The 19,360-nt window shown below is 43.6% G+C and carries 20 protein-coding genes, 1 pseudogene and 1 riboswitch; of the genes and pseudogenes, 18 read left to right on the top strand and 3 right to left on the bottom strand.

The features are described 5' to 3' along the window. The first annotated feature begins 205 nt into the window (after positions 1-205). The 6 genes from AAH944_RS12905 (at position 206) to tnpA (AAH944_RS12880) (ending at position 6,825) form a co-directional block, all read left to right on the top strand. Positions 206-3,418 (top strand): cell wall-binding repeat-containing protein, encoded by a 3,213-nt coding sequence (locus tag AAH944_RS12905; RefSeq protein WP_287895959.1) that lies wholly within the window; start codon positions 206-208, stop codon positions 3,416-3,418. A 383-nt stretch (positions 3,419-3,801) separates the two neighbouring features. Further along, on the top strand, positions 3,802-4,155 hold the full coding sequence (gene tnpA, locus AAH944_RS12900; protein WP_415535038.1) for an IS66 family insertion sequence element accessory protein TnpA: 354 nt from the start codon (positions 3,802-3,804) through the stop codon (positions 4,153-4,155). Then, positions 4,155-4,505: an IS66 family insertion sequence element accessory protein TnpB gene (gene tnpB, locus AAH944_RS12895; RefSeq protein ID WP_415535039.1), complete on the top strand. Its 351-nt coding sequence runs from the start codon at positions 4,155-4,157 to the stop codon at positions 4,503-4,505. Before tnpA (AAH944_RS12900) ends, tnpB (AAH944_RS12895) begins: the two co-directional genes overlap by 1 nt. A 75-nt stretch (positions 4,506-4,580) precedes the next feature. Further along, positions 4,581-6,182 carry an IS66 family transposase gene (tnpC, locus tag AAH944_RS12890; RefSeq protein ID WP_353852839.1) on the top strand — a complete coding sequence of 534 codons (1,602 nt, stop codon included), beginning with the start codon at positions 4,581-4,583 and terminating at the stop codon, positions 6,180-6,182. Beyond that, the gene (locus AAH944_RS12885) at positions 6,182-6,466 is read left to right on the top strand and encodes a hypothetical protein (protein ID WP_068884324.1); all 285 of its coding nucleotides are present in this window, start codon (positions 6,182-6,184) and stop codon (positions 6,464-6,466) included. The genes tnpC (AAH944_RS12890) and AAH944_RS12885 overlap by 1 nt, the downstream gene beginning before the upstream one ends. Before the next feature lie 47 nt (positions 6,467-6,513). Further along, positions 6,514-6,825 carry an IS66 family insertion sequence element accessory protein TnpA gene (gene tnpA / locus AAH944_RS12880; protein ID WP_287896872.1) on the top strand — a complete coding sequence of 104 codons (312 nt, stop codon included), beginning with the start codon at positions 6,514-6,516 and terminating at the stop codon, positions 6,823-6,825. 94 nt (positions 6,826-6,919) lie between these two features. On the opposite strand, the gene tnpC (AAH944_RS12875) is transcribed toward tnpA (AAH944_RS12880), so the two are convergent. The 3 genes from tnpC (AAH944_RS12875) to tnpA (AAH944_RS12865) form a co-directional block, all read right to left on the bottom strand. Next, complete coding sequence (gene tnpC / locus AAH944_RS12875; protein ID WP_287896874.1) at positions 6,920-8,455, bottom strand: IS66 family transposase; 1,536 nt, start codon at positions 8,453-8,455, stop codon at positions 6,920-6,922. A 102-nt stretch (positions 8,456-8,557) separates the two neighbouring features. After that, a complete protein-coding gene (gene tnpB, locus AAH944_RS12870; protein ID WP_287896876.1) occupies positions 8,558-8,920 on the bottom strand; it encodes an IS66 family insertion sequence element accessory protein TnpB in 363 nt (120 codons plus the stop codon). Then, positions 8,910-9,278: an IS66 family insertion sequence element accessory protein TnpA gene (gene tnpA / locus AAH944_RS12865; protein WP_287896878.1), complete on the bottom strand. Its 369-nt coding sequence runs from the start codon at positions 9,276-9,278 to the stop codon at positions 8,910-8,912. Before tnpA (AAH944_RS12865) ends, tnpB (AAH944_RS12870) begins: the two co-directional genes overlap by 11 nt. A 66-nt stretch (positions 9,279-9,344) precedes the next feature. Between tnpA (AAH944_RS12865) and tnpB (AAH944_RS12860) the strand changes: the two genes are divergently transcribed. From tnpB (AAH944_RS12860) to AAH944_RS12805, 12 genes and pseudogenes are all read left to right on the top strand, one after another. After that, complete coding sequence (tnpB, locus tag AAH944_RS12860; protein ID WP_415537887.1) at positions 9,345-9,725, top strand: IS66 family insertion sequence element accessory protein TnpB; 381 nt, start codon at positions 9,345-9,347, stop codon at positions 9,723-9,725. Positions 9,726-9,819: 94 nt separating this feature from the next. Beyond that, positions 9,820-11,360, top strand: a pseudogene (tnpC, locus tag AAH944_RS12855) (IS66 family transposase). Between the two features lie 173 nt (positions 11,361-11,533). Further along, positions 11,534-11,680 carry an IS66 family insertion sequence element accessory protein TnpA gene (tnpA, locus tag AAH944_RS12850; RefSeq protein WP_199269239.1) on the top strand — a complete coding sequence of 49 codons (147 nt, stop codon included), beginning with the start codon at positions 11,534-11,536 and terminating at the stop codon, positions 11,678-11,680. 76 nt (positions 11,681-11,756) lie between these two features. Then, positions 11,757-12,854, top strand: a complete 1,098-nt coding sequence (locus tag AAH944_RS12845) for a TolC family protein (protein ID WP_158208561.1) — start codon at positions 11,757-11,759, stop codon at positions 12,852-12,854. A gap of 210 nt (positions 12,855-13,064) precedes the next feature. After that, a riboswitch (cyclic di-GMP riboswitch) is annotated at positions 13,065-13,149 on the top strand. A 13-nt stretch (positions 13,150-13,162) separates the two neighbouring features. After that, entirely contained in the window at positions 13,163-14,506 is a 1,344-nt protein-coding gene (locus AAH944_RS12840) for a DUF5667 domain-containing protein (protein ID WP_415535216.1), read from the top strand. Positions 14,507-14,791: 285 nt separating this feature from the next. Continuing rightward, positions 14,792-15,586 carry a transposase gene (locus tag AAH944_RS12835; protein ID WP_287896530.1) on the top strand — a complete coding sequence of 265 codons (795 nt, stop codon included), beginning with the start codon at positions 14,792-14,794 and terminating at the stop codon, positions 15,584-15,586. Positions 15,587-15,671: 85 nt separating this feature from the next. Beyond that, a complete protein-coding gene (gene tnpA, locus AAH944_RS12830) occupies positions 15,672-16,025 on the top strand; it encodes an IS66 family insertion sequence element accessory protein TnpA (RefSeq protein ID WP_415535038.1) in 354 nt (117 codons plus the stop codon). Continuing rightward, a complete protein-coding gene (tnpB, locus tag AAH944_RS12825) occupies positions 16,025-16,375 on the top strand; it encodes an IS66 family insertion sequence element accessory protein TnpB (protein ID WP_415535039.1) in 351 nt (116 codons plus the stop codon). The genes tnpA (AAH944_RS12830) and tnpB (AAH944_RS12825) overlap by 1 nt, the downstream gene beginning before the upstream one ends. A gap of 75 nt (positions 16,376-16,450) precedes the next feature. Continuing rightward, positions 16,451-18,052, top strand: coding sequence for an IS66 family transposase (tnpC, locus tag AAH944_RS12820; RefSeq protein ID WP_353852839.1), 1,602 nt, complete (start codon positions 16,451-16,453; stop codon positions 18,050-18,052). Further along, on the top strand, positions 18,052-18,336 hold the full coding sequence (locus AAH944_RS12815) for a hypothetical protein (protein WP_068884324.1): 285 nt from the start codon (positions 18,052-18,054) through the stop codon (positions 18,334-18,336). The genes tnpC (AAH944_RS12820) and AAH944_RS12815 overlap by 1 nt, the downstream gene beginning before the upstream one ends. Positions 18,337-18,353: 17 nt before the next feature. Beyond that, on the top strand, positions 18,354-18,917 hold the full coding sequence (locus AAH944_RS12810; RefSeq protein WP_287895699.1) for a transposase: 564 nt from the start codon (positions 18,354-18,356) through the stop codon (positions 18,915-18,917). A gap of 268 nt (positions 18,918-19,185) precedes the next feature. Next, positions 19,186-19,356 carry a hypothetical protein gene (locus AAH944_RS12805; RefSeq protein WP_158208560.1) on the top strand — a complete coding sequence of 57 codons (171 nt, stop codon included), beginning with the start codon at positions 19,186-19,188 and terminating at the stop codon, positions 19,354-19,356. Positions 19,357-19,360: the final 4 nt, after the last annotated feature.

Genomic DNA, 19,360 nt, shown 5'->3' with positions numbered 1-19,360 from the left:
ACGCCCCCGGGTTGGGTGGTGCCTTTAGATATTGCGCAATGTCTAAGGATAATCTTTGCGACACTGTTAAGGGGGGTGAAGTTAGAGGTTCCGCATCGAGTAAAGGGAGACCGAATTCAAAAATAAAACATAAATTAAACAATTGAATTAAGCTTTCCCGAAGACAAAAAAACCCTTTTTAAAGAAAGAGAGGAGATTTGACTAAATGAGTAGAACGAAGAAGATAGCCGTATTAGCTATCATTGCTATGGTTCTGACCCTGATGCCTGCTGCGTTGTTTGCTGCTACAGCTGACAGCACCAGACTTTCCGGTGCAGGCCGCGTAGAAACCGCTCTTGATATCGCCAGTGCAGGAACGTGGGGTTCCACAGTAATTCTTGCTCCTGCCGACGATGCCAACCTCGTTGACGCTCTGGCTGCCGCACCTTTGGCAGGCCAGGAGAATGCCCCGATCCTTTTGACCTTCAAAGGTTCCTTAGATGCTGCTGTTAAAGCTAAGATCGCAGCTCTGGGTGCAACTAAGGTTTATGTTGTCGGTGCTATTTCCGATGCTGTTGCTGCTGAAGTAGATGCTATGACTGGCGTAACTGTTGAAGCACTGAAAGGTAATGGCCGTCAGGCTACTGCTGCTGCTATCAATGCTAAGTTGACCAGCCCTGCAGGTACTTTTGTAGTTGGCTATGATGCTGTTCCTGACGCTCTGTCAGTTGCATCCTATGCTGCTAAAAACAAATTCGCTATCGTTCTGGCTAGCCAGGATGGAAGCGCTGCTGGTTCCAGCCTCGTTGGTGCTACCAAGTATATTGTTGGTGGTACTGCCAAAGTTGATGACATTACCGGTGTAACCCGTATTTCCGGTACTGACCGTTTTGCTACCAACTCCGCTGTGGCTTCTACACTTACTTTCACTTATGACAGAGTATATGTTGCTAACGGTGTATCCTGTGTAGACGCACTGGCAGTTGCTCCTTTAGCAGCTAAACACAGTGCATTCGTAGCTCTGGCTAGTAGCAGTGATGTTGCTGCAGCTGCAACTGTGAATGCTAAACTCTTATCAACCAGCAAAGTAATTGCTGTAGGCGGAATCAATGCTGTTTCTGATGCTGTCAAAGGAAAAGTTGCTTTTGGCCTTAACACGATGGCTATTAGCTCATTGACAGTCACAGGTGCAAAGAAATTGACTGTGAACTTCACCCAGGCAGTTGACACAGCAAAAGCTGTTGTTGCTGTTAAAAAAGGTGGAGTAACTGTCAATATTGCTTCCACTACTTTCTCAACAGATAAAACTTCTGCAGTAATTGAACTTTCTGGGAAAATCACCAAAGGTGATTATACAGTATCCGTAACTGGACTTACTGCAGAAGCTATCGCGAAAACTGTTACCGCAGCTGACGAAGCTGTAGCTAAGATTGATATTGCAGCTAATGCAATTTATGTCAATGCTACAACCGCGACTGCATATTATCATGTTTACAATCAGTATAATGAAGAAATTACTAAAACTGCTAGCCTAACCAGTGCTACATCAGCCTCTGGTGGTGTTGTACTCACAGCTTCGACTGGTATTGCCACATTTACGTTTGCTGCAGTCAAAGTTGGTGATAGCGTCACTTTAACCTTAATCGACACTGCTTCTGCTGTATCTGTGGCTAAAACGCTTACAGTATCTGATAAAGCAGGTGCCAATGATTTCACAATTGAATCCCTTTACAACGCAGACGGCAAGACCTTAAATGCTGATTCAACAGTTGGTGACTATAAATTAGTCATTCAAGCAAAAGATCAGTATGGTAATAAGATGGGTGCTGCTGCTCTGGCTGCTGATCTCTTAGTAACCGTGAGTGATACCACTATTGCAAGCCTAGCTGGATACAATCCTACAACAAATGTTGCAACATTTGCTACAACAAAAATAAACAATGTTGACACAGTAACGATTGCTCTCGCGGGCGCTCTGAAGGCTGGTACTACTAAGGTTACCTTAATTTCTAAGACTACAGCGAAGATGGCTACCTTTGATATCGTTGTTAAAGACGGTGTACAAACTGATGCCATCGGCCTGACTGCTCCTGACGTATTAGCAGTAGGCGAAGATGCTGTTATCCAGGTTGCTGCAACTGACAAAAACGGTGATGCAATCAACAAGGTCGCTGAATTTGCAGCTACGACTGTCAATGTAACCGATACTGCCGGTGCATCTGCTGCAGTAGTTGGTGCATTCAAGCTTAACCCGACGACAAACAAAGTTGAGCTGGTAATTCCTACCGCAAACATTGGAGTTGTAAAAGGTAAAGCTACTGTTACAGTGATGAGCGAAACCAATAAAGTGACAATTCTTCAACTGGATGTTAAGGACAAAGCTGTCCCGACTTCCTTTGTTGGTTTCACTGCTAAATCTAAAGTAGTTCCTAACCTTTATATTAACGGAACGATCGCTATTTCTACTGCTGATTTGATCATTGAAGACCAATATGGCAGAACACTTAAAAAATCCCAGATTGATGCCTTCCTCGGCACAGATGCAGATGCGACAGTTGCAAATGCAGGAAAGTATATCATTGCATTTGAATCTGATAATGCAAGCATCGTTGTAACTGACAACTTAACTGCAACTGTGACCGGCGGTGGTTTCACAACTACAGACGCCGCTGTAAACCTTACAGCAGCTGCTACTAAGGGATCGGCTACAATCTCTGCAAAACTGTATGTTGGCGCTGCTGGCACAGGCACTTATGGCGTAGTCGCTGGTTCTGGTTATGACTATGCAATGGGCGTTAAAGACAAAACTCAAGTTGTAAGCTATGAAGTTAAAGATCCGGGCAAAATTTATGATGACGTTGCAGCAGGTTATACAAAGACGTTAACGCTCTATGGTATACTCTCCAATGGCACAAAAGTTGAGATCCCGAATACTCTCTATACCGTATCAAGCAATAATCCTACAGTTACCTTAGCAGCCAACGTAGTTGATGCTAATGCTACTGTCGGAGCTGACAAAAAAGATGTTACCGTTACTTTAAGCTTTATCGTTGATGCTCATCTCTCTACTGTACAGCTAGCAAAAGATATTATTGTTTCTTCAGCTCCGCTTACTGCAGTTGAATTAGAAACAGCCTCTGCTGGTGGCTTGACAGTTAACGGAAATGGCGTTAAAGGCGCTGCAGCTGACGTAACTGTAGCAAAACTGAAGGCTTTGGTTCAGACTGTTGACCAATACGGCGCAAAAGATGCAGGCGGTGTTGGCGCTAACGTTTGCACCATGACAATCACAAATATAACTGGTGGTACCGTTCTAACAGGTGGTACAAATGGAACTGTTACTCCTACCTTTGTTACTCCTCCAGCTGCTGGAGACACCTTCGATGTAACTATGGTTTATGGAGCAAAAACCATAGTATTCAAAGTTGTTGCCCAGTAATTATTTAAGATAGTGCTTAATCTTCGAGAGAGCATATCTTGAAAATGGATGACTGAATGCAGAGCCGGTTACCTCAATGGTAGCCGGCTCTCTGTTGTGTGGTAAGCGCTTAACAACAGAGTGCCTTATGTAAAAAGGTGATCCATGTGATAATAGACTTCAAAGTTTTCAGAGTTTTTCAAGTCAAAGTTTTTCAAGTTTTTCAAGTACTCTGAAATACGATAGTGGAGGGATCACAATGGATGAAATAACCCCAGTTAAAAGTAAGCGTCAAAGACACCATCACATAGAATTGTAGCCTTGAAGATAGTACAATCACAATAAATATGGTTGAAAAAGTTGAAAAAGTTTGCACACTTTTTCAACCAAAGCGGAGTGGTTGTATGAATATACAAAAAGTCACAACAGAGTACCGACTATCACAGTGGATGCAGGTGATACAGGACCGGCAATGCAGCGGACAGAGCATTAAGGATTTCTGCCAGGAGAAAGGAATAAGTAAGCATGCATACTTTTATTGGCAGCGACAGTTACGAAAGGTTGCATGTATGGAACTTTCAAAACGGAAAGAAGAAACCATCGTAAGCTGTGTCCCGGAAGGGTGGATGCAACTTTCCCAAGGTCAAGAAATAAAATCAACGCTGGATATTGAAGTCGGTGGCTGTCACGTCACCGTGGATGCGGAGACGGATCCTGAACTTCTGAAAAAAGTCTGCCGCATATTGAGGGTGCTGTAATGAGATGGAGTGACAAACCCGTGTACCTATGCTGCGGGCATACCGATATGAGGAAATCAATCAACGGACTCATGGCGCTGGTTAAAGACAACTTTTCCATCGATCCGTTTTCAGAAGCATTGTTTGTATTCTGCAACCGGCATCGGAACAGAATAAAAATCCTGGAATGGGACGGCGACGGATTCTGGTTGTATTTCAAACGTCTGGAGCGCGGACATTTTCGCTGGCCGGCAAAGGGAGACACTGCCACCATGGTTCTTGAAACCAAAGAATTATCTTATCTTATTGAAGGTGCGAAACTGGAGAAAAAGCTGAAACGAGAAGAAGTTTTCGAGCGGCAAATCTCTTGAAATATTTATCTCGAAACAGCGTTTAGAACCGCATGAAATCTAGCTTTTTTGCGGTTTTTATGGTATAATTTTCTTATGAAAACGCAAGAAACTTCAGCAGAACAACTGCTTGGAATAATTGAAGAAAAGGACCGCAAAATTGCTGAATTAGAGCAACAAGTACAGTGGTTTATGTCACAGATCCGCCTTGCTAAGCATAAACAATTTGGCGCATCAAGTGAAAAGACAGACGGTATTCAGATGCTCATATTCAACGAGGCCGAATCAAGCGCCGATATAAGCAAGCCGGAACCGAAGCTTGCCGAGGTAAAAGCGCATTATCGTAAACGGACACGCCTTACAACTGACAAATTGCCGAAGGATTTACCTGTTGAGGTAATTGAACACGAGCTTCCGGCAGAAGAGTGTATTTGTCCGAATTGCAGCAGTCAGTTACATACAATGGGCAGGGAAACTCGCGAAGAACTCAAAGTCATTCCTGCCAAAGCAATCATTGTACGGCACGTACGGCATATTTACGCCTGCCGTAATTGTGAAGGAACTGCCGAGCATGTTCCTATCATAAAAGCAGATATGCCGGAACCTGTCATCAAAGGCGGATTTGCTTCCCCCGAGACAATTGCCCATATAGCGGTACAGAAATTCATGATGGCATCCCCACTATACCGACAGGAGCAGGAGTGGAAACAAAACGGCATCCTGCTTTCCCGGCAGACGATGTCAAACTGGATGATCAAAGCCAGTGAGGACTGGCTGGAACCGATATATGAAGAGATGAAGCTTAGATTATGTGAGCATGAAGTGCTCCACGCAGATGAAACCACGCTGCAGGTGTTGAAAGAACCGGGAAAGACGGCGCAGTCAAAGAGTTACATGTGGCTGTACCGCACCAGCGGAGATACAAAACACCAGATTGTAATTTATGACTATCAAGTTGACAGAAAACATACCCATCCTGGAAAATTCTTAAAAGATTTTACAGGTTACCTTCATACAGATGGATACGAAGGTTATCATAAGCTTCCTGAAAACATAATCGTTGTGGGCTGCCTGGCACATCTTAGGCGGAAGTTTTTCGATGCCTTTAAAACCCTGCCCAAGGAGAAACAACCGGAATCCAGTGCGGCAAAAGGGGTTACCTATTGTGACAAGCTGTTCCACCTTGAAAAACAGTTTGCTTCCCTTACCCCGTATAAACGCCTTCAAGAGCGCAAACGCTTGTCAAAGCCTGTATTTGATGACTTTTACAATTGGATCAATGGGCTTGCTGCTTTGCCTAACACACTTCTTGGTAAGGCGGTACATTATGCCAAGTCCCAACAAAAATATCTTAAGAGATACCTGCTGGACGGACGTCTTGAAATTTCAAACAACCGTGCGGAACGTAGTATTAAACCTTTTGTAATCGGTCGAAAGAACTGGATCTTTACTAACACACCAAACGGCGCCAGGGCCAGTGCGATTTATTACAGCCTAATTGTGAGTGCGAGAGAAAATGGCTTGAATCCATTTGAATATTTAACATGGATTTTTACAAATGCCCCTAACTTAGGAAGAGCGGGTTACATATCTGAAATTAAAGACTTTTTACCTGGTAGTGCAGCCTTGCCGGAGAAAGTATTCACCCCGCAGCCCGGTAACGGAAGTCCGGAAAAATATGCGTGGGAGGAAGACTGATGAAGGTTGGAAAACATACGGCGTTTATGATAGATTTTATCTCTGATTTTGCTGACGGAAAGATATCAAGATATCTCTTCGAAATGGATTATTCAGGCTATGTTATTGAGCATTTTCCGAAGATGAAAAGGGAGAATGCTCGTTTAGCGCAAAAATTCGTCAGCACTGTCGATGATGTCTTCGAATATGCTCAAGCTAACAACATATCTGATGATGATTTTAGGATAATGGTTAACAATGCTCTTTGCGATCTTCTTGGAGTGGATGAGCCTGATTTAATGTAGCTCACGTCTGAATCTGTTTGACGCTTACAGTTAAAATCCAGTTCCGTATGGAACAGTGGGTGCGGTTGATTAAGGAATTTCAGGCTAGTGGTATGACCGTAAAATCTTGGTGTCAACAGAATAATATAAGTGAATCGGCATACTACTACTGGCTGAAACAAATCCGCATGAAAGCATATTTACATCAACTTCCGACTACACAGCCTGAAAACAAGAAGCCCGTCGAATTTGCAAAACTTCATGTGGATACATTAAGAACTGGTGCTGCCGTCATCATTCATCTTCCATCCGCAACGGTTGAAGTCAAGGAAGGAACATCCCAAAAAACTCTTGAAGCCGTTTTGCTAGCTTTAAAATGAGACATTACAGCAGCAAAAGAGATCTACATCGTAAGCGTCAAACAATAAAGTGTATAGAAAAAAAGCAAAACCCAGTGTAAACTGAGGTTTTGCTCTATTTACAGATTTCCTGAACTTCCGGACTCCACGGCAGATAATCCTCAAGGATTTCAGGATACTGACCGAACTGTTCACCCGGTAGCCGGTTAAGAATATAGTAAAGATATTTGTAAGGACTTAGGCCATTGGCTTCAGCGCTTTCAATCATACTGTAAACGGCTGCGCTTGCCGCGGCTCCTCTGGGACTTCCGCTGAACAGCCAGTTTTTGCGTCCAATAGTGAAGGGCCGAATACAGTTTTCTGCCAGGTTATTGGAAATACAGCAGTTACCGTCTTCCAGATAATTCATCAGTTCTTGCTTTTGGTTTAAAGCATAATTTAAGGCCTTACTCAGTTTGGATTTGGGAAGAACTTTGTTTTCGACAGAATCAATCCATGCCCAAAAAGCATCCAATACTGGTTTTTCCTGTTTCAGACGTTCGAATTTGCGTTTTTCACTTGTCAGATTTTCAAGAGTACTTTCAATTTCAAAAAGTTTGTTGCAATAAGTAATCCCCTGACCAGATAGCGTATCATCGGGACCACGGATGTCTTTAGGCAAAGCATCGACAAAATTTCTGCGAAGATGTGACCAGCAAAGACAGCGTATGATGTTCTCGACCTTTTTGTAACCGGCGTAAGCATCCGAGTGAAGGTATCCCTTAAATCCCTCCAGAAATTTTTGTGGGTAAATTCCATTTCTTCCGGGCTCATACTCAAAGATCCGGATAGGATGCTCAGTATGCTTTCCGGTAGTGTATACCCACATGTAAGAATCACTTGTATTCTTGCGACCTTCCTCATTCATCACCTGAACAGGAGTCTCATCAGCATGAATATATTTTTCTTTAAGGAGCTCTTGATGCATAACTTTTAGGATGGGGGTCAGCCAATCGCGGGACGCAGCTATGATCCAGTTAGCCATGGTAGCGCGGCTTAAAGACAAACCGAGCGTCTTCCACTCTTTTTCCTGACGGTAAAGGGGAAGCGCGTTTACAAACTTCTGGTGCATGACCCAAGCCACTGTGGAAGGAGTCGCTAAGGAGTGCTGAATAACCGAATCAGGTATCGGGGATTTCTCCATGTAAGGCAGACCATTTTTGCGGCAGCTGCGGCATTCGAAGGTCTCACGGTAAAGGTCAATTACCCTAAGCTTAGCCGGAATATATTCAACTTCTGTACGCACAAATTTTTCACCGACGGATTTAAGCGGGGTATTGCACGTTTCGCAAAAACGTTCATCTTCAACAAGGGTACAGAGCTTTTTTTCATGCGGCAGATTTTCTAAAAGTTCTTCCCGCCGGCCATTTACTTTCTTTCTCCGGTAACCCTCGACCTTTTTCAAGTCAGGTTCCTTGGACTTCGGATCGGTCTCGGTTTCCGCTTCATTAAAAAGAGACATCTGTCCTAAGGATAGAACGGATGTCTTCTCTGTGCTTCGGCCATAGAGTTTACGCGTTAGATGGTGTACGGTTTCCAGAAGGAGTCTATTTTCCTTCTCCAGTTCGGATATGCGATTTTCCAGCGTTTTGATCTGTTCAGCCGTACTCATCAAATTACGATATCCTTTGCGTTTTTCGCTGCTTATATTTTACCATAAAAATACCAAACAATCCAGCATTTATGCGGACTTTCGGCACTTTTCCCAAAGTTTTTACAGGGAAAAACACTTCTCTTTACCCAGTTTTTTTACGGCTTTTGGTTGATCAATGGACAGTCCTTCCATAAGCCAGCGAAACTCCTGGGAAGTGACGTTGCGGACTGCTTCGGAATTCTTCGGCCACCTGAATTTACCGGCTTCCAGCCGCTTATATAATAATACGAAGCCATCGCCTTCCCAGTAGAGTGCTTTCAGTCGATCATGCCGGTGGCCGCAGAAGAGAAACAGACTGTTCTGGAATGGGTTTAGCTGAAAGTTCTGCTGGACTAAAGCGGCCAGCCCGTTAATGGATTTGCGCATGTCGGTATACCCGCAGGCGATATAGATTTTCTCTGCTTTGGAGATATCACCGAACATTTTGGAGCGCCCTCAAGGTATTTTCTATTAAGGCAGGTGCTGCGCTGTTGTGGATTTCCAAGCTTACGGCACCCAAGCTCACAACAATATCTGCTGATGAGTCCTGACGTTTATGGTCAGCGTCGGCTACAGGAAACGCAATATTTACCGGCACGATTGGATTCTTTTCGGCATTCAGCGCGGGAAGGGCTTCGCAGGCTGCTTCACGGACACGTTTCAGCCAGTAGAAGTAAGTCGTCTCGCTTAAACCGTGCTCCGCACACCAGTCGGCAATTTTCTGCCCGCTGCTGCGGCATTCACGGATGCGCTGGGCCCACTGATTCAATCGATATTGTCGAGTGGCTTCTCTGCTATCCATCACTAACTCCTCCTTTTGGAGTTTTTAAAGTAAACTTGAAAAACTCCAATAACTCTAGTTTAGAGGATATTATCTCACTGCTTTAGTGATGTTTCCATACACCGACTTATTAGACGGTTACTCTACATCGCTTGCGGTTATACGGATATGCGTAAATCTATTGACGGACTAGCAGCCCTTGTCCAGGAAACCTTCGGCATTGATCCTTTCGCATCCAGTCTCTATCTGTTCTGTGGCAAGCGTCGGAATCGTATCAAAGCCTTGCTCTGGGAAGGCGACGGATTTGTACTTCTTTATAAGCGCCTCGAAAACGGAAACTTTAAATGGCCCAGGTCTGCAGATCAGGTGAGGTCTCTTACATGGCAGGAGTTCAAGTGGCTGATGGAAGGTCTGGAGATAGATCAGCCAAGAGCCATAAAGAAGGTGAAACCAGGCGCTTTTTGCTGAGGTTAAAACGGCTGAAAGTGCCGTATTTACTGGATTTTAGCCCATTTTTGTGGTATAATAAAACCATAAAAACCGTTGGGAGAAAAGCCGTTTTATGGTTTCAAAGGACACCTACATCGAGCAGCTGGAAAATACAATAAAGAGCCTGGAACAGCAGGTAAGTAACCTTACCGAGATGGTGCTCCTTCTCCGCAAAGGGAAATTTGGCAGTTCCAGTGAAAAAACGCCGCGTGAGGAAATCAGTGACCAACTTAGCCTGTTCAATGAGGCAGAGTTAGAAGCCGATCCTCATGTCCCTGAACCCGTCGTAAAGGACGTAAACGGCTATAAGCGGCGAAAGGCCAAAACGAAACGGGAGGTATTACTTAAGGATCTTCCTGTCAAAGAAATCTTATGTGAGATTCCCGAGGAAGATCTTTACTGCGGCAACTGCGGAGTCACGCTCAAGCCGATTGGTAAAGAGACCGTCGTGAGGAACTGGAATACATTCCACCAAAATTGCAGATTATCCGGTATGTGCGAATGTCCTATGAGTGTCTCAAATGCAAGCATACGGATACACCTTATATAGAAAAAGCACTGACACCATCTTCTCTCATGCATCATTCTCTGGCATCGCCCAGCACGGTAGCAAATGTCATGTACCAGAAGTACGTGAATGCCATGCCACTCTACCGCCAGGAAAAGGACTGGGAGCAGCTTGGTTTTTCCCTCTCAAGGGCGACGATGGCCAACTGGATCATCCGGTGCTCACAGGATTACCTGTATCCCGTTACCAGATACCTTCGGGAACAGCTCCTGAAGCGAGATGTCCTCCATTGTGATGAATCACCGGTCCAAGTATTGAAGGAGAATGGCCGAAGGCCACAGTCCAAGTCTTACATGTGGCTGTACCGTACTGGAGAAGACGGGAAGGAGCCCATTATCCTGTATGACTACAGGACAACAAGAAGCGGCGAAAATGCCGCCGAATATCTGAAGGGATTCAGCGGGTTCCTGCACAGCGACGGATACTCAGGATACAATAAGCTGGCAGAAATTGTTCGATGCGGCTGCTGGGCTCACCTCCGCCGCAAGTTCATAGAGGCCATCCCGGATAACCGGGCGAAAGATTCTCCGCTAACAAATGCGGAAATCGGTCGGGATTATTGCAATCGGCTGTTTAAAATCGAAGATGGGCTGTCCGAACTTACATCGGAAGAAAAATATGCCAAGCGTCTTGAGCTGGAAAGGCCGGTTCTAGATGCCTTTTGGTGCTGGCTGGACTCCCTTCATATACTGCAGAGCTCTGCCCTCGGCAAAGCAGTGACCTATGCAAAGAACCAGAAACAGTATATGGAGAACTACCTACTTGATGGAAGGTGTTCCATTTCCAATAACGCGGCCGAAAACAGCATCCGTCCCTTTACTCTAGGAAGAAATAACTGGCTATTTGCCGATACCCCAAAGGGTGCCTCCGCAAGCGCTGCTGTGTACAGTATTGTGGAGACCGCTAAGGCGAATGGGCTTAGTGTCTATACATACCTGAGCTATCTGCTCATGTACATGCCGGATACAGATTATCGAAATAATCCGGAGGCTTTGGAAGAACTGATGCCTTGGTCGCCTCGAGTACAGGAAGAGTGTAAAAAATGATTCGCCGCGCCGGTTGAGGATTGCCATTATAGCTTATTTGAATTGATATTTAAAGGCACTCTGTTGTTAAGCGCTTACGAATAATAAGTTTAAAGATAGTACAATCACAATGAATACGGTTGAAAAAGTTGAAAAGGTTTGCAAACTATTTCAACCAAAATTGGAGTGGTTGCATGAATATACAAAAAGTCACAGCAGAGTATCGGCTAACACAGTGGATGCAGGTGATCCAGGAACGACAAAGCAGCGGACAAAGCATAAAAGAATTCTGCCAGGAGAAAGGTATAAGCAAACATGCCTACTTTGACGCTTACTTTTAGATTGAGGATTATCGCATCATAGTGTATACTCTTTGTGGAGCTTATCAAATAATTTAGAGTAATCGGGGGTAGTCCAATGCATAAAAAAGCATATATTATCGTGTTGATACTGGTCTTGGTACTTATTGTGCCTTATACAGCTTTTGCAGATACTGATGATGACGATGATAAACTCGTTCCTATTAATACACTTGAGTTCAACGAGATAGAAGATCTCATGCTAGCAAGAAACCCAGTAATTAAAGGAAATATGAAAAGCTTCAGTGATTCTTATGACGGCAAGAACAAGGGGATTACAGTGGCTAACGACTATTTGTCCGAATGGAATGCCAAGAACATTGCCTTTGGTACCGGTGATGGTACTAACCCTAAAGATGAGGCAGCGATCGCATATTTACTAAATGCTCAGAAAAATTTACTTTTAATGCAAAAAGCCTCCTATGAAAGTGGGGATAGTATTAATACGATAGTCAATATTCAAAAAGGGAATAATTCGCTGATTTGGGGTGTCGAAAACCTTTATATATCATATAATACTCTCATTACTCAGTTAGAAGATTCAAAGGCAAAACAATCATTGGCCGAACGACAGGTCAAGATTATTAAGATTCAAAAAGACCTCGGTATGGCCACGGAATTAGACGTGGCTAAGGCGGAAAACACGTTGTCCGAGCTTGAAATGAATATTCAAAGGATTAATGTTTCCCAAAAAGCAACGATTCAGCAGTTAAATGTGAGTTTGGCACAGGATAATAATACAGAATTAACAGTCAAAAAGGTACCTGAAGTTACAGCAGCTCAAATGCTTGCTATTGATCCTGATGCCGATTATCTTATAGCCAAGACCAAAAGTTATGATATTCAGATAGACTCTAGCTCAGATGATTCTCAAAGAAAGTTTAAGAATAGTTTTTACCAGGCTTATCAAACTGTGCTGGATAAGCAAAGAATACTTGACATAGAGCAGAGAAAACTTTTAGCTGTAGAGAGCGAATATAAGACTGCACAATTAAGTTATAAGTTAGGGAAGATTTCACTGGTACAATTCGAATCAACGAAGTGCACTTTTATTAGCCAGCAGACAGCTATTGAGACTGCAAAAAACACGCTTGCTGTAGCGTATAGAGCATATGAATGGGCTAAACTTGGGCTTATCGTAAATTCTGCTTTGTGACCAATGGGCGCTGCAGTTCTCTAACAATATTACGAGAAAGACCGATTACTTAGGTGAACGGAAAGACCTTTTTTACCACTGGCAGATTGGGCTTGCTCGACCAAAACATACGGTGATAAGGACCAAAGTCCCTTTTCTACCTCCCATTGGTCTGAAAAGACCCAAAACAATTGAACTTCAAAAGTATCTGTACTATAATGGCTTCAGCCAAAACGATAATGGCAAATCTGTCGAAAGACGGAGACGCAAAGCCACGGGTCTAACACCGAAAGGTTATGACAGCCGGGTTACCGAAAGGGGTAGATAGAATGATCCATAAGAAGATTCTGGTTTCAATTCTTTGTGTCCTGCTAATCATTGCGGTCGCTCCAACTTGTGTATTTGCTGAAACAACCACGGATGGAACCACAGTTATCGAGGATGTTTCAACGAGTGCTCCTGATACGGCCATAGAGCCCGCTACAGATTCAATAACGACTGACCCAACGACAGACACAACAACTGATTCAACGACGACTGATACAACAACAGATACACTAACAACCGATTCCACAACAATGGATTTGACCGGCCGGGCCTCAGCTGAAGATGAAGCCGGCGTAACACCGGACAGCTGGCTCTATTCAATCGAACAGATGATTGAAAGTGTCCAGGTTGCTGTAACTTTCTCTAATGAAGGAAAAGCGGAACTGCTCGTTGAGTTTGCCAATGAAAGGCTGGCCGAGGCGGAAATCATGTCCGAACAAAACCAGTTGGATTTGATGAAAAAGGCTCTGATAGCGTACTCGGATACAATAAAGAAGGCGAACTTCCAGGTGCAGCAGATGATCGAAGATACCCAAGCAGCTGAAGGTAGGAACACGACGGCTACAGATGCTACTGGGGATGATGGGACCGTCACTACTTTCACAGATGAAACAGCTGTAAATGATACTGCCGAAAAGGACACGGTCGCAGCTGACACAGAAGAGAATACGGTGATCAGCAATCTGCTTGCCAGCATTGAGCTTGTTCAAAGCGATGCAGATAAAGTCGTCTTAAAAATCAGCGGCAATCTGACAGAAGATCAGGCTGAGATCATGCAGAATATCATTAAAGTCGAAGTTCAAAACACCATTGCGATCAAAGCTTATGTGGCTGCCAAAAAAGCCTATGGGGATGCGGTGCAGCAATTTGCAGCGGCCAAAGCAGAGTTGGGTGAAGCCCGTGCTTCAGGTGACGAGGCTGCCGTTGCCGCTGCCCTGGAAAAAGTCGAACAGGCTGAACAGTACAAAAACGACATGCAGGAGCTCAGGAAAGATGTTCAGAAGATCAAAGTAGAGACGAACAAAGAAACGAAGGAAGTCTTGAAAGAGCAAACCCAAAACATAAAAGAATATAAGAAGGCCAATAAGGGCCAAGCCGTGAGCGACCAGGAAGATAGCCTGGAAGCAGGGGACGAACAGGATGCAACGGCTGTAGATAATCAGGATGTAACGGTTACTGGCGATCAGACTGCCATAGCCGATGACCAGCCTGCTTCGGATGAAACAACAGTGGATGGCACAAGTGATGAAAGTGGTGGAACAGTCAATGCTCAAAGTATTCAGAACACAGTCACGAATACCTCTTCAAATAACGGACATAACGGTAAAGGGCAAGGAAAAAGATAGGACTTTATATTTTCGATAACTGAGAATCATTCAAATAGCATAAAATGCAATGCCTCCCAAAAAGAAAACAGACAGCCACCAGGCAAATGATATGCTCCCTTCGTAGTCAATGTCATTAAGTTAAGGCCTAAAAAACACAACCATCCAGATTAAGATGGTTGTGTTTTTCTTATACATACAGGTGGGCATATAAAATTTATCAATTGTAAAAAAACACTTGACAAATAAATAAAAATCGAAGGCTTCGCCTTGAAAATGAGGACATTTTTAAGGAGGCCTTCTAAAATGAAAAAGAAAGCATATCCAGAGCAGGTACGAACTGCGCTGCACCAAGCAATACGCTCAATCACAGCAGATTTACCGGCTTGCGTGAAACGACCAGGGCAAGATTTTTCACGCGAACGGAAATTATCACTGCATACTATGCTGCTTATGCTTGTAGGCATGGGAGGCAATAGCCTTTCAAAAGAATTATATGATTGGCTGGGTTATTCGTCAGAGACTGCAACCGCTTCAGCATTTGTCCAACAGAGAGACAAAATTCGTCCAGAAGCACTGAAACTACTGTTTCACGAATTTACAAGATTAGCAGTATCGGAGAATTCATTACAAGACTACAGGCTGCTCGCTGTTGACGGTTCGGATTTGAGACTTCCGTCAAATTCAAATGATGGATTCTCCTCCATCAGGAACAGCGAAGATAGCAAAAATTACAATCTTGTGCATTTGGACGCTATGTATGACCTGATGGGCAAGGTTTATGTCGATGCATCCGTGCAACCCAAGAAAGGCATGAATGAGCATAAAGCCTTAGTATCCATGGTAGACCAGTCTGAAATCAGCGGAAATGTAATTGCAATCATGGATCGGGGATATGAGTCATTCAACAATATCGCTCATTTTCAGGAGAAATCATGGCACTATATCATCCGGGCGAAAGAATCCTATGGGATTATATCAAGGCTTTCTCTACCAAATTGCCCGGAATACGATGAAGAAATCACGTTAACCCTCACCCGGTGCCAAACCAAAGAAACGTTACCGCGTAAGCGTCAAAGACACCATCACATAGAATTGTAGCCTTGAAGATAGTACAATCACAATAAATATGGTTGAAAAAGTTGAAAAAGTTTGCACACTTTTTCAACCAAAGCGGAGTGGTTGTATGAATATACAAAAAGTCACAACAGAGTACCGACTATCACAGTGGATGCAGGTGATACAGGACCGGCAATGCAGCGGACAGAGCATTAAGGATTTCTGCCAGGAGAAAGGAATAAGTAAGCATGCATACTTTTATTGGCAGCGACAGTTACGAAAGGTTGCATGTATGGAACTTTCAAAACGGAAAGAAGAAACCATCGTAAGCTGTGTCCCGGAAGGGTGGATGCAACTTTCCCAAGGTCAAGAAATAAAATCAACGCTGGATATTGAAGTCGGTGGCTGTCACGTCACCGTGGATGCGGAGACGGATCCTGAACTTCTGAAAAAAGTCTGCCGCATATTGAGGGTGCTGTAATGAGATGGAGTGACAAACCCGTGTACCTATGCTGCGGGCATACCGATATGAGGAAATCAATCAACGGACTCATGGCGCTGGTTAAAGACAACTTTTCCATCGATCCGTTTTCAGAAGCATTGTTTGTATTCTGCAACCGGCATCGGAACAGAATAAAAATCCTGGAATGGGACGGCGACGGATTCTGGTTGTATTTCAAACGTCTGGAGCGCGGACATTTTCGCTGGCCGGCAAAGGGAGACACTGCCACCATGGTTCTTGAAACCAAAGAATTATCTTATCTTATTGAAGGTGCGAAACTGGAGAAAAAGCTGAAACGAGAAGAAGTTTTCGAGCGGCAAATCTCTTGAAATATTTATCTCGAAACAGCGTTTAGAACCGCATGAAATCTAGCTTTTTTGCGGTTTTTATGGTATAATTTTCTTATGAAAACGCAAGAAACTTCAGCAGAACAACTGCTTGGAATAATTGAAGAAAAGGACCGCAAAATTGCTGAATTAGAGCAACAAGTACAGTGGTTTATGTCACAGATCCGCCTTGCTAAGCATAAACAATTTGGCGCATCAAGTGAAAAGACAGACGGTATTCAGATGCTCATATTCAACGAGGCCGAATCAAGCGCCGATATAAGCAAGCCGGAACCGAAGCTTGCCGAGGTAAAAGCGCATTATCGTAAACGGACACGCCTTACAACTGACAAATTGCCGAAGGATTTACCTGTTGAGGTAATTGAACACGAGCTTCCGGCAGAAGAGTGTATTTGTCCGAATTGCAGCAGTCAGTTACATACAATGGGCAGGGAAACTCGCGAAGAACTCAAAGTCATTCCTGCCAAAGCAATCATTGTACGGCACGTACGGCATATTTACGCCTGCCGTAATTGTGAAGGAACTGCCGAGCATGTTCCTATCATAAAAGCAGATATGCCGGAACCTGTCATCAAAGGCGGATTTGCTTCCCCCGAGACAATTGCCCATATAGCGGTACAGAAATTCATGATGGCATCCCCACTATACCGACAGGAGCAGGAGTGGAAACAAAACGGCATCCTGCTTTCCCGGCAGACGATGTCAAACTGGATGATCAAAGCCAGTGAGGACTGGCTGGAACCGATATATGAAGAGATGAAGCTTAGATTATGTGAGCATGAAGTGCTCCACGCAGATGAAACCACGCTGCAGGTGTTGAAAGAACCGGGAAAGACGGCGCAGTCAAAGAGTTACATGTGGCTGTACCGCACCAGCGGAGATACAAAACACCAGATTGTAATTTATGACTATCAAGTTGACAGAAAACATACCCATCCTGGAAAATTCTTAAAAGATTTTACAGGTTACCTTCATACAGATGGATACGAAGGTTATCATAAGCTTCCTGAAAACATAATCGTTGTGGGCTGCCTGGCACATCTTAGGCGGAAGTTTTTCGATGCCTTTAAAACCCTGCCCAAGGAGAAACAACCGGAATCCAGTGCGGCAAAAGGGGTTACCTATTGTGACAAGCTGTTCCACCTTGAAAAACAGTTTGCTTCCCTTACCCCGTATAAACGCCTTCAAGAGCGCAAACGCTTGTCAAAGCCTGTATTTGATGACTTTTACAATTGGATCAATGGGCTTGCTGCTTTGCCTAACACACTTCTTGGTAAGGCGGTACATTATGCCAAGTCCCAACAAAAATATCTTAAGAGATACCTGCTGGACGGACGTCTTGAAATTTCAAACAACCGTGCGGAACGTAGTATTAAACCTTTTGTAATCGGTCGAAAGAACTGGATCTTTACTAACACACCAAACGGCGCCAGGGCCAGTGCGATTTATTACAGCCTAATTGTGAGTGCGAGAGAAAATGGCTTGAATCCATTTGAATATTTAACATGGATTTTTACAAATGCCCCTAACTTAGGAAGAGCGGGTTACATATCTGAAATTAAAGACTTTTTACCTGGTAGTGCAGCCTTGCCGGAGAAAGTATTCACCCCGCAGCCCGGTAACGGAAGTCCGGAAAAATATGCGTGGGAGGAAGACTGATGAAGGTTGGAAAACATACGGCGTTTATGATAGATTTTATCTCTGATTTTGCTGACGGAAAGATATCAAGATATCTCTTCGAAATGGATTATTCAGGCTATGTTATTGAGCATTTTCCGAAGATGAAAAGGGAGAATGCTCGTTTAGCACAAAAATTCGTCAGCACTGTCGATGATGTCTTCGAATATGCTCAAGCTAACAACATATCTGATGATGATTTTAGGATAATGGTTAACAATGCTCTTTGCGATCTTCTTGGAGTGGATGAGCCTGATTTAATGTAGCTCACGTCTGAATCTGTTTGACGCTTACGTTACCGCTTCTAAAAGCATACCCCCATCGGTATCGATGGATACAGCCACATACGACATTTGACTTCATTAAACCGAAAGATTCCAAGCTTTATGATTTACATTTTCGTGCCGTTCGCTTCGCTATTGCTGATGGTGTGTATGAAACGGTTTATACAAATCTCAATGCCGAAGATTTTCCGCCGGAGAAAATAAAACAATTCTATAATCTGCGCTGGGGAATTGAGACATCTTTTAAGGAACTTAAATATGCTGTGGGTTTGGCGAGTCTGCACAGCAAAAAGAAGGATTTTATATTGCAAGAGATTTTTGCCAGACTAATTCTATACAATTATTCTTCCATTATCATGCACCACATCAGTATTTCGGAAGATTTGCGAGTAAATTTTCCAGTGGCTTTAAATATATGCCGTCAATTTTTGAGAGAGTTAATTCCAGCGGTCCAAGTTCTTAAACTGATAGGTAAGCACCTTTCCCCAATACGCCCTGGCCGACAATTTCCTAGATATCAAAATCCGATTTCAGCAGTAGGGTTCCAGTACAGAATTATTTGACATGCGTGAAAGGACTTTTAAGATGCTTTTCGGGCATCTGCTTTTGTGTTGCTCAAAATTCAAAAACACCTGCGTTTTCTATGTTATTCCGTGTATACGACAACCCCAGCGGTATCACTTTTCTACTGCTGGGGTTTCTTAATAAGCTTATCTTAATGACATTGCCTTCGTAGTAGACAGTTAAAATAATAAAACTGTTTCTATGAAGGGAGCATATTTTTTATGGGACGGAAAACAAAAGTTCCAATAGAGGAAAAATTGAGAGCAATTGAAGATTATCTTTCTGGCAAAAGTGGGACATCTCAAATCTGTTACGCTTAAAGACCTTGAACAAAAGAAATCTTTAGCGGAGAAACAGCTGATTGTATTGAAAAAGCAATACGTCCTCGGAATGATCACAGGCTTATCTGTAGCGAATGCGACAAATTCTCTTGACTAGCTCA

Source organism: Dehalobacter sp. CP (genome assembly GCF_047652685.1).
Lineage (GTDB): Bacteria > Bacillota > Desulfitobacteriia > Desulfitobacteriales > Syntrophobotulaceae > Dehalobacter.
The sequence above is the reverse complement of the archived record's forward strand: the minus strand, read 5'-3'. Positions and strand labels throughout refer to the sequence as shown.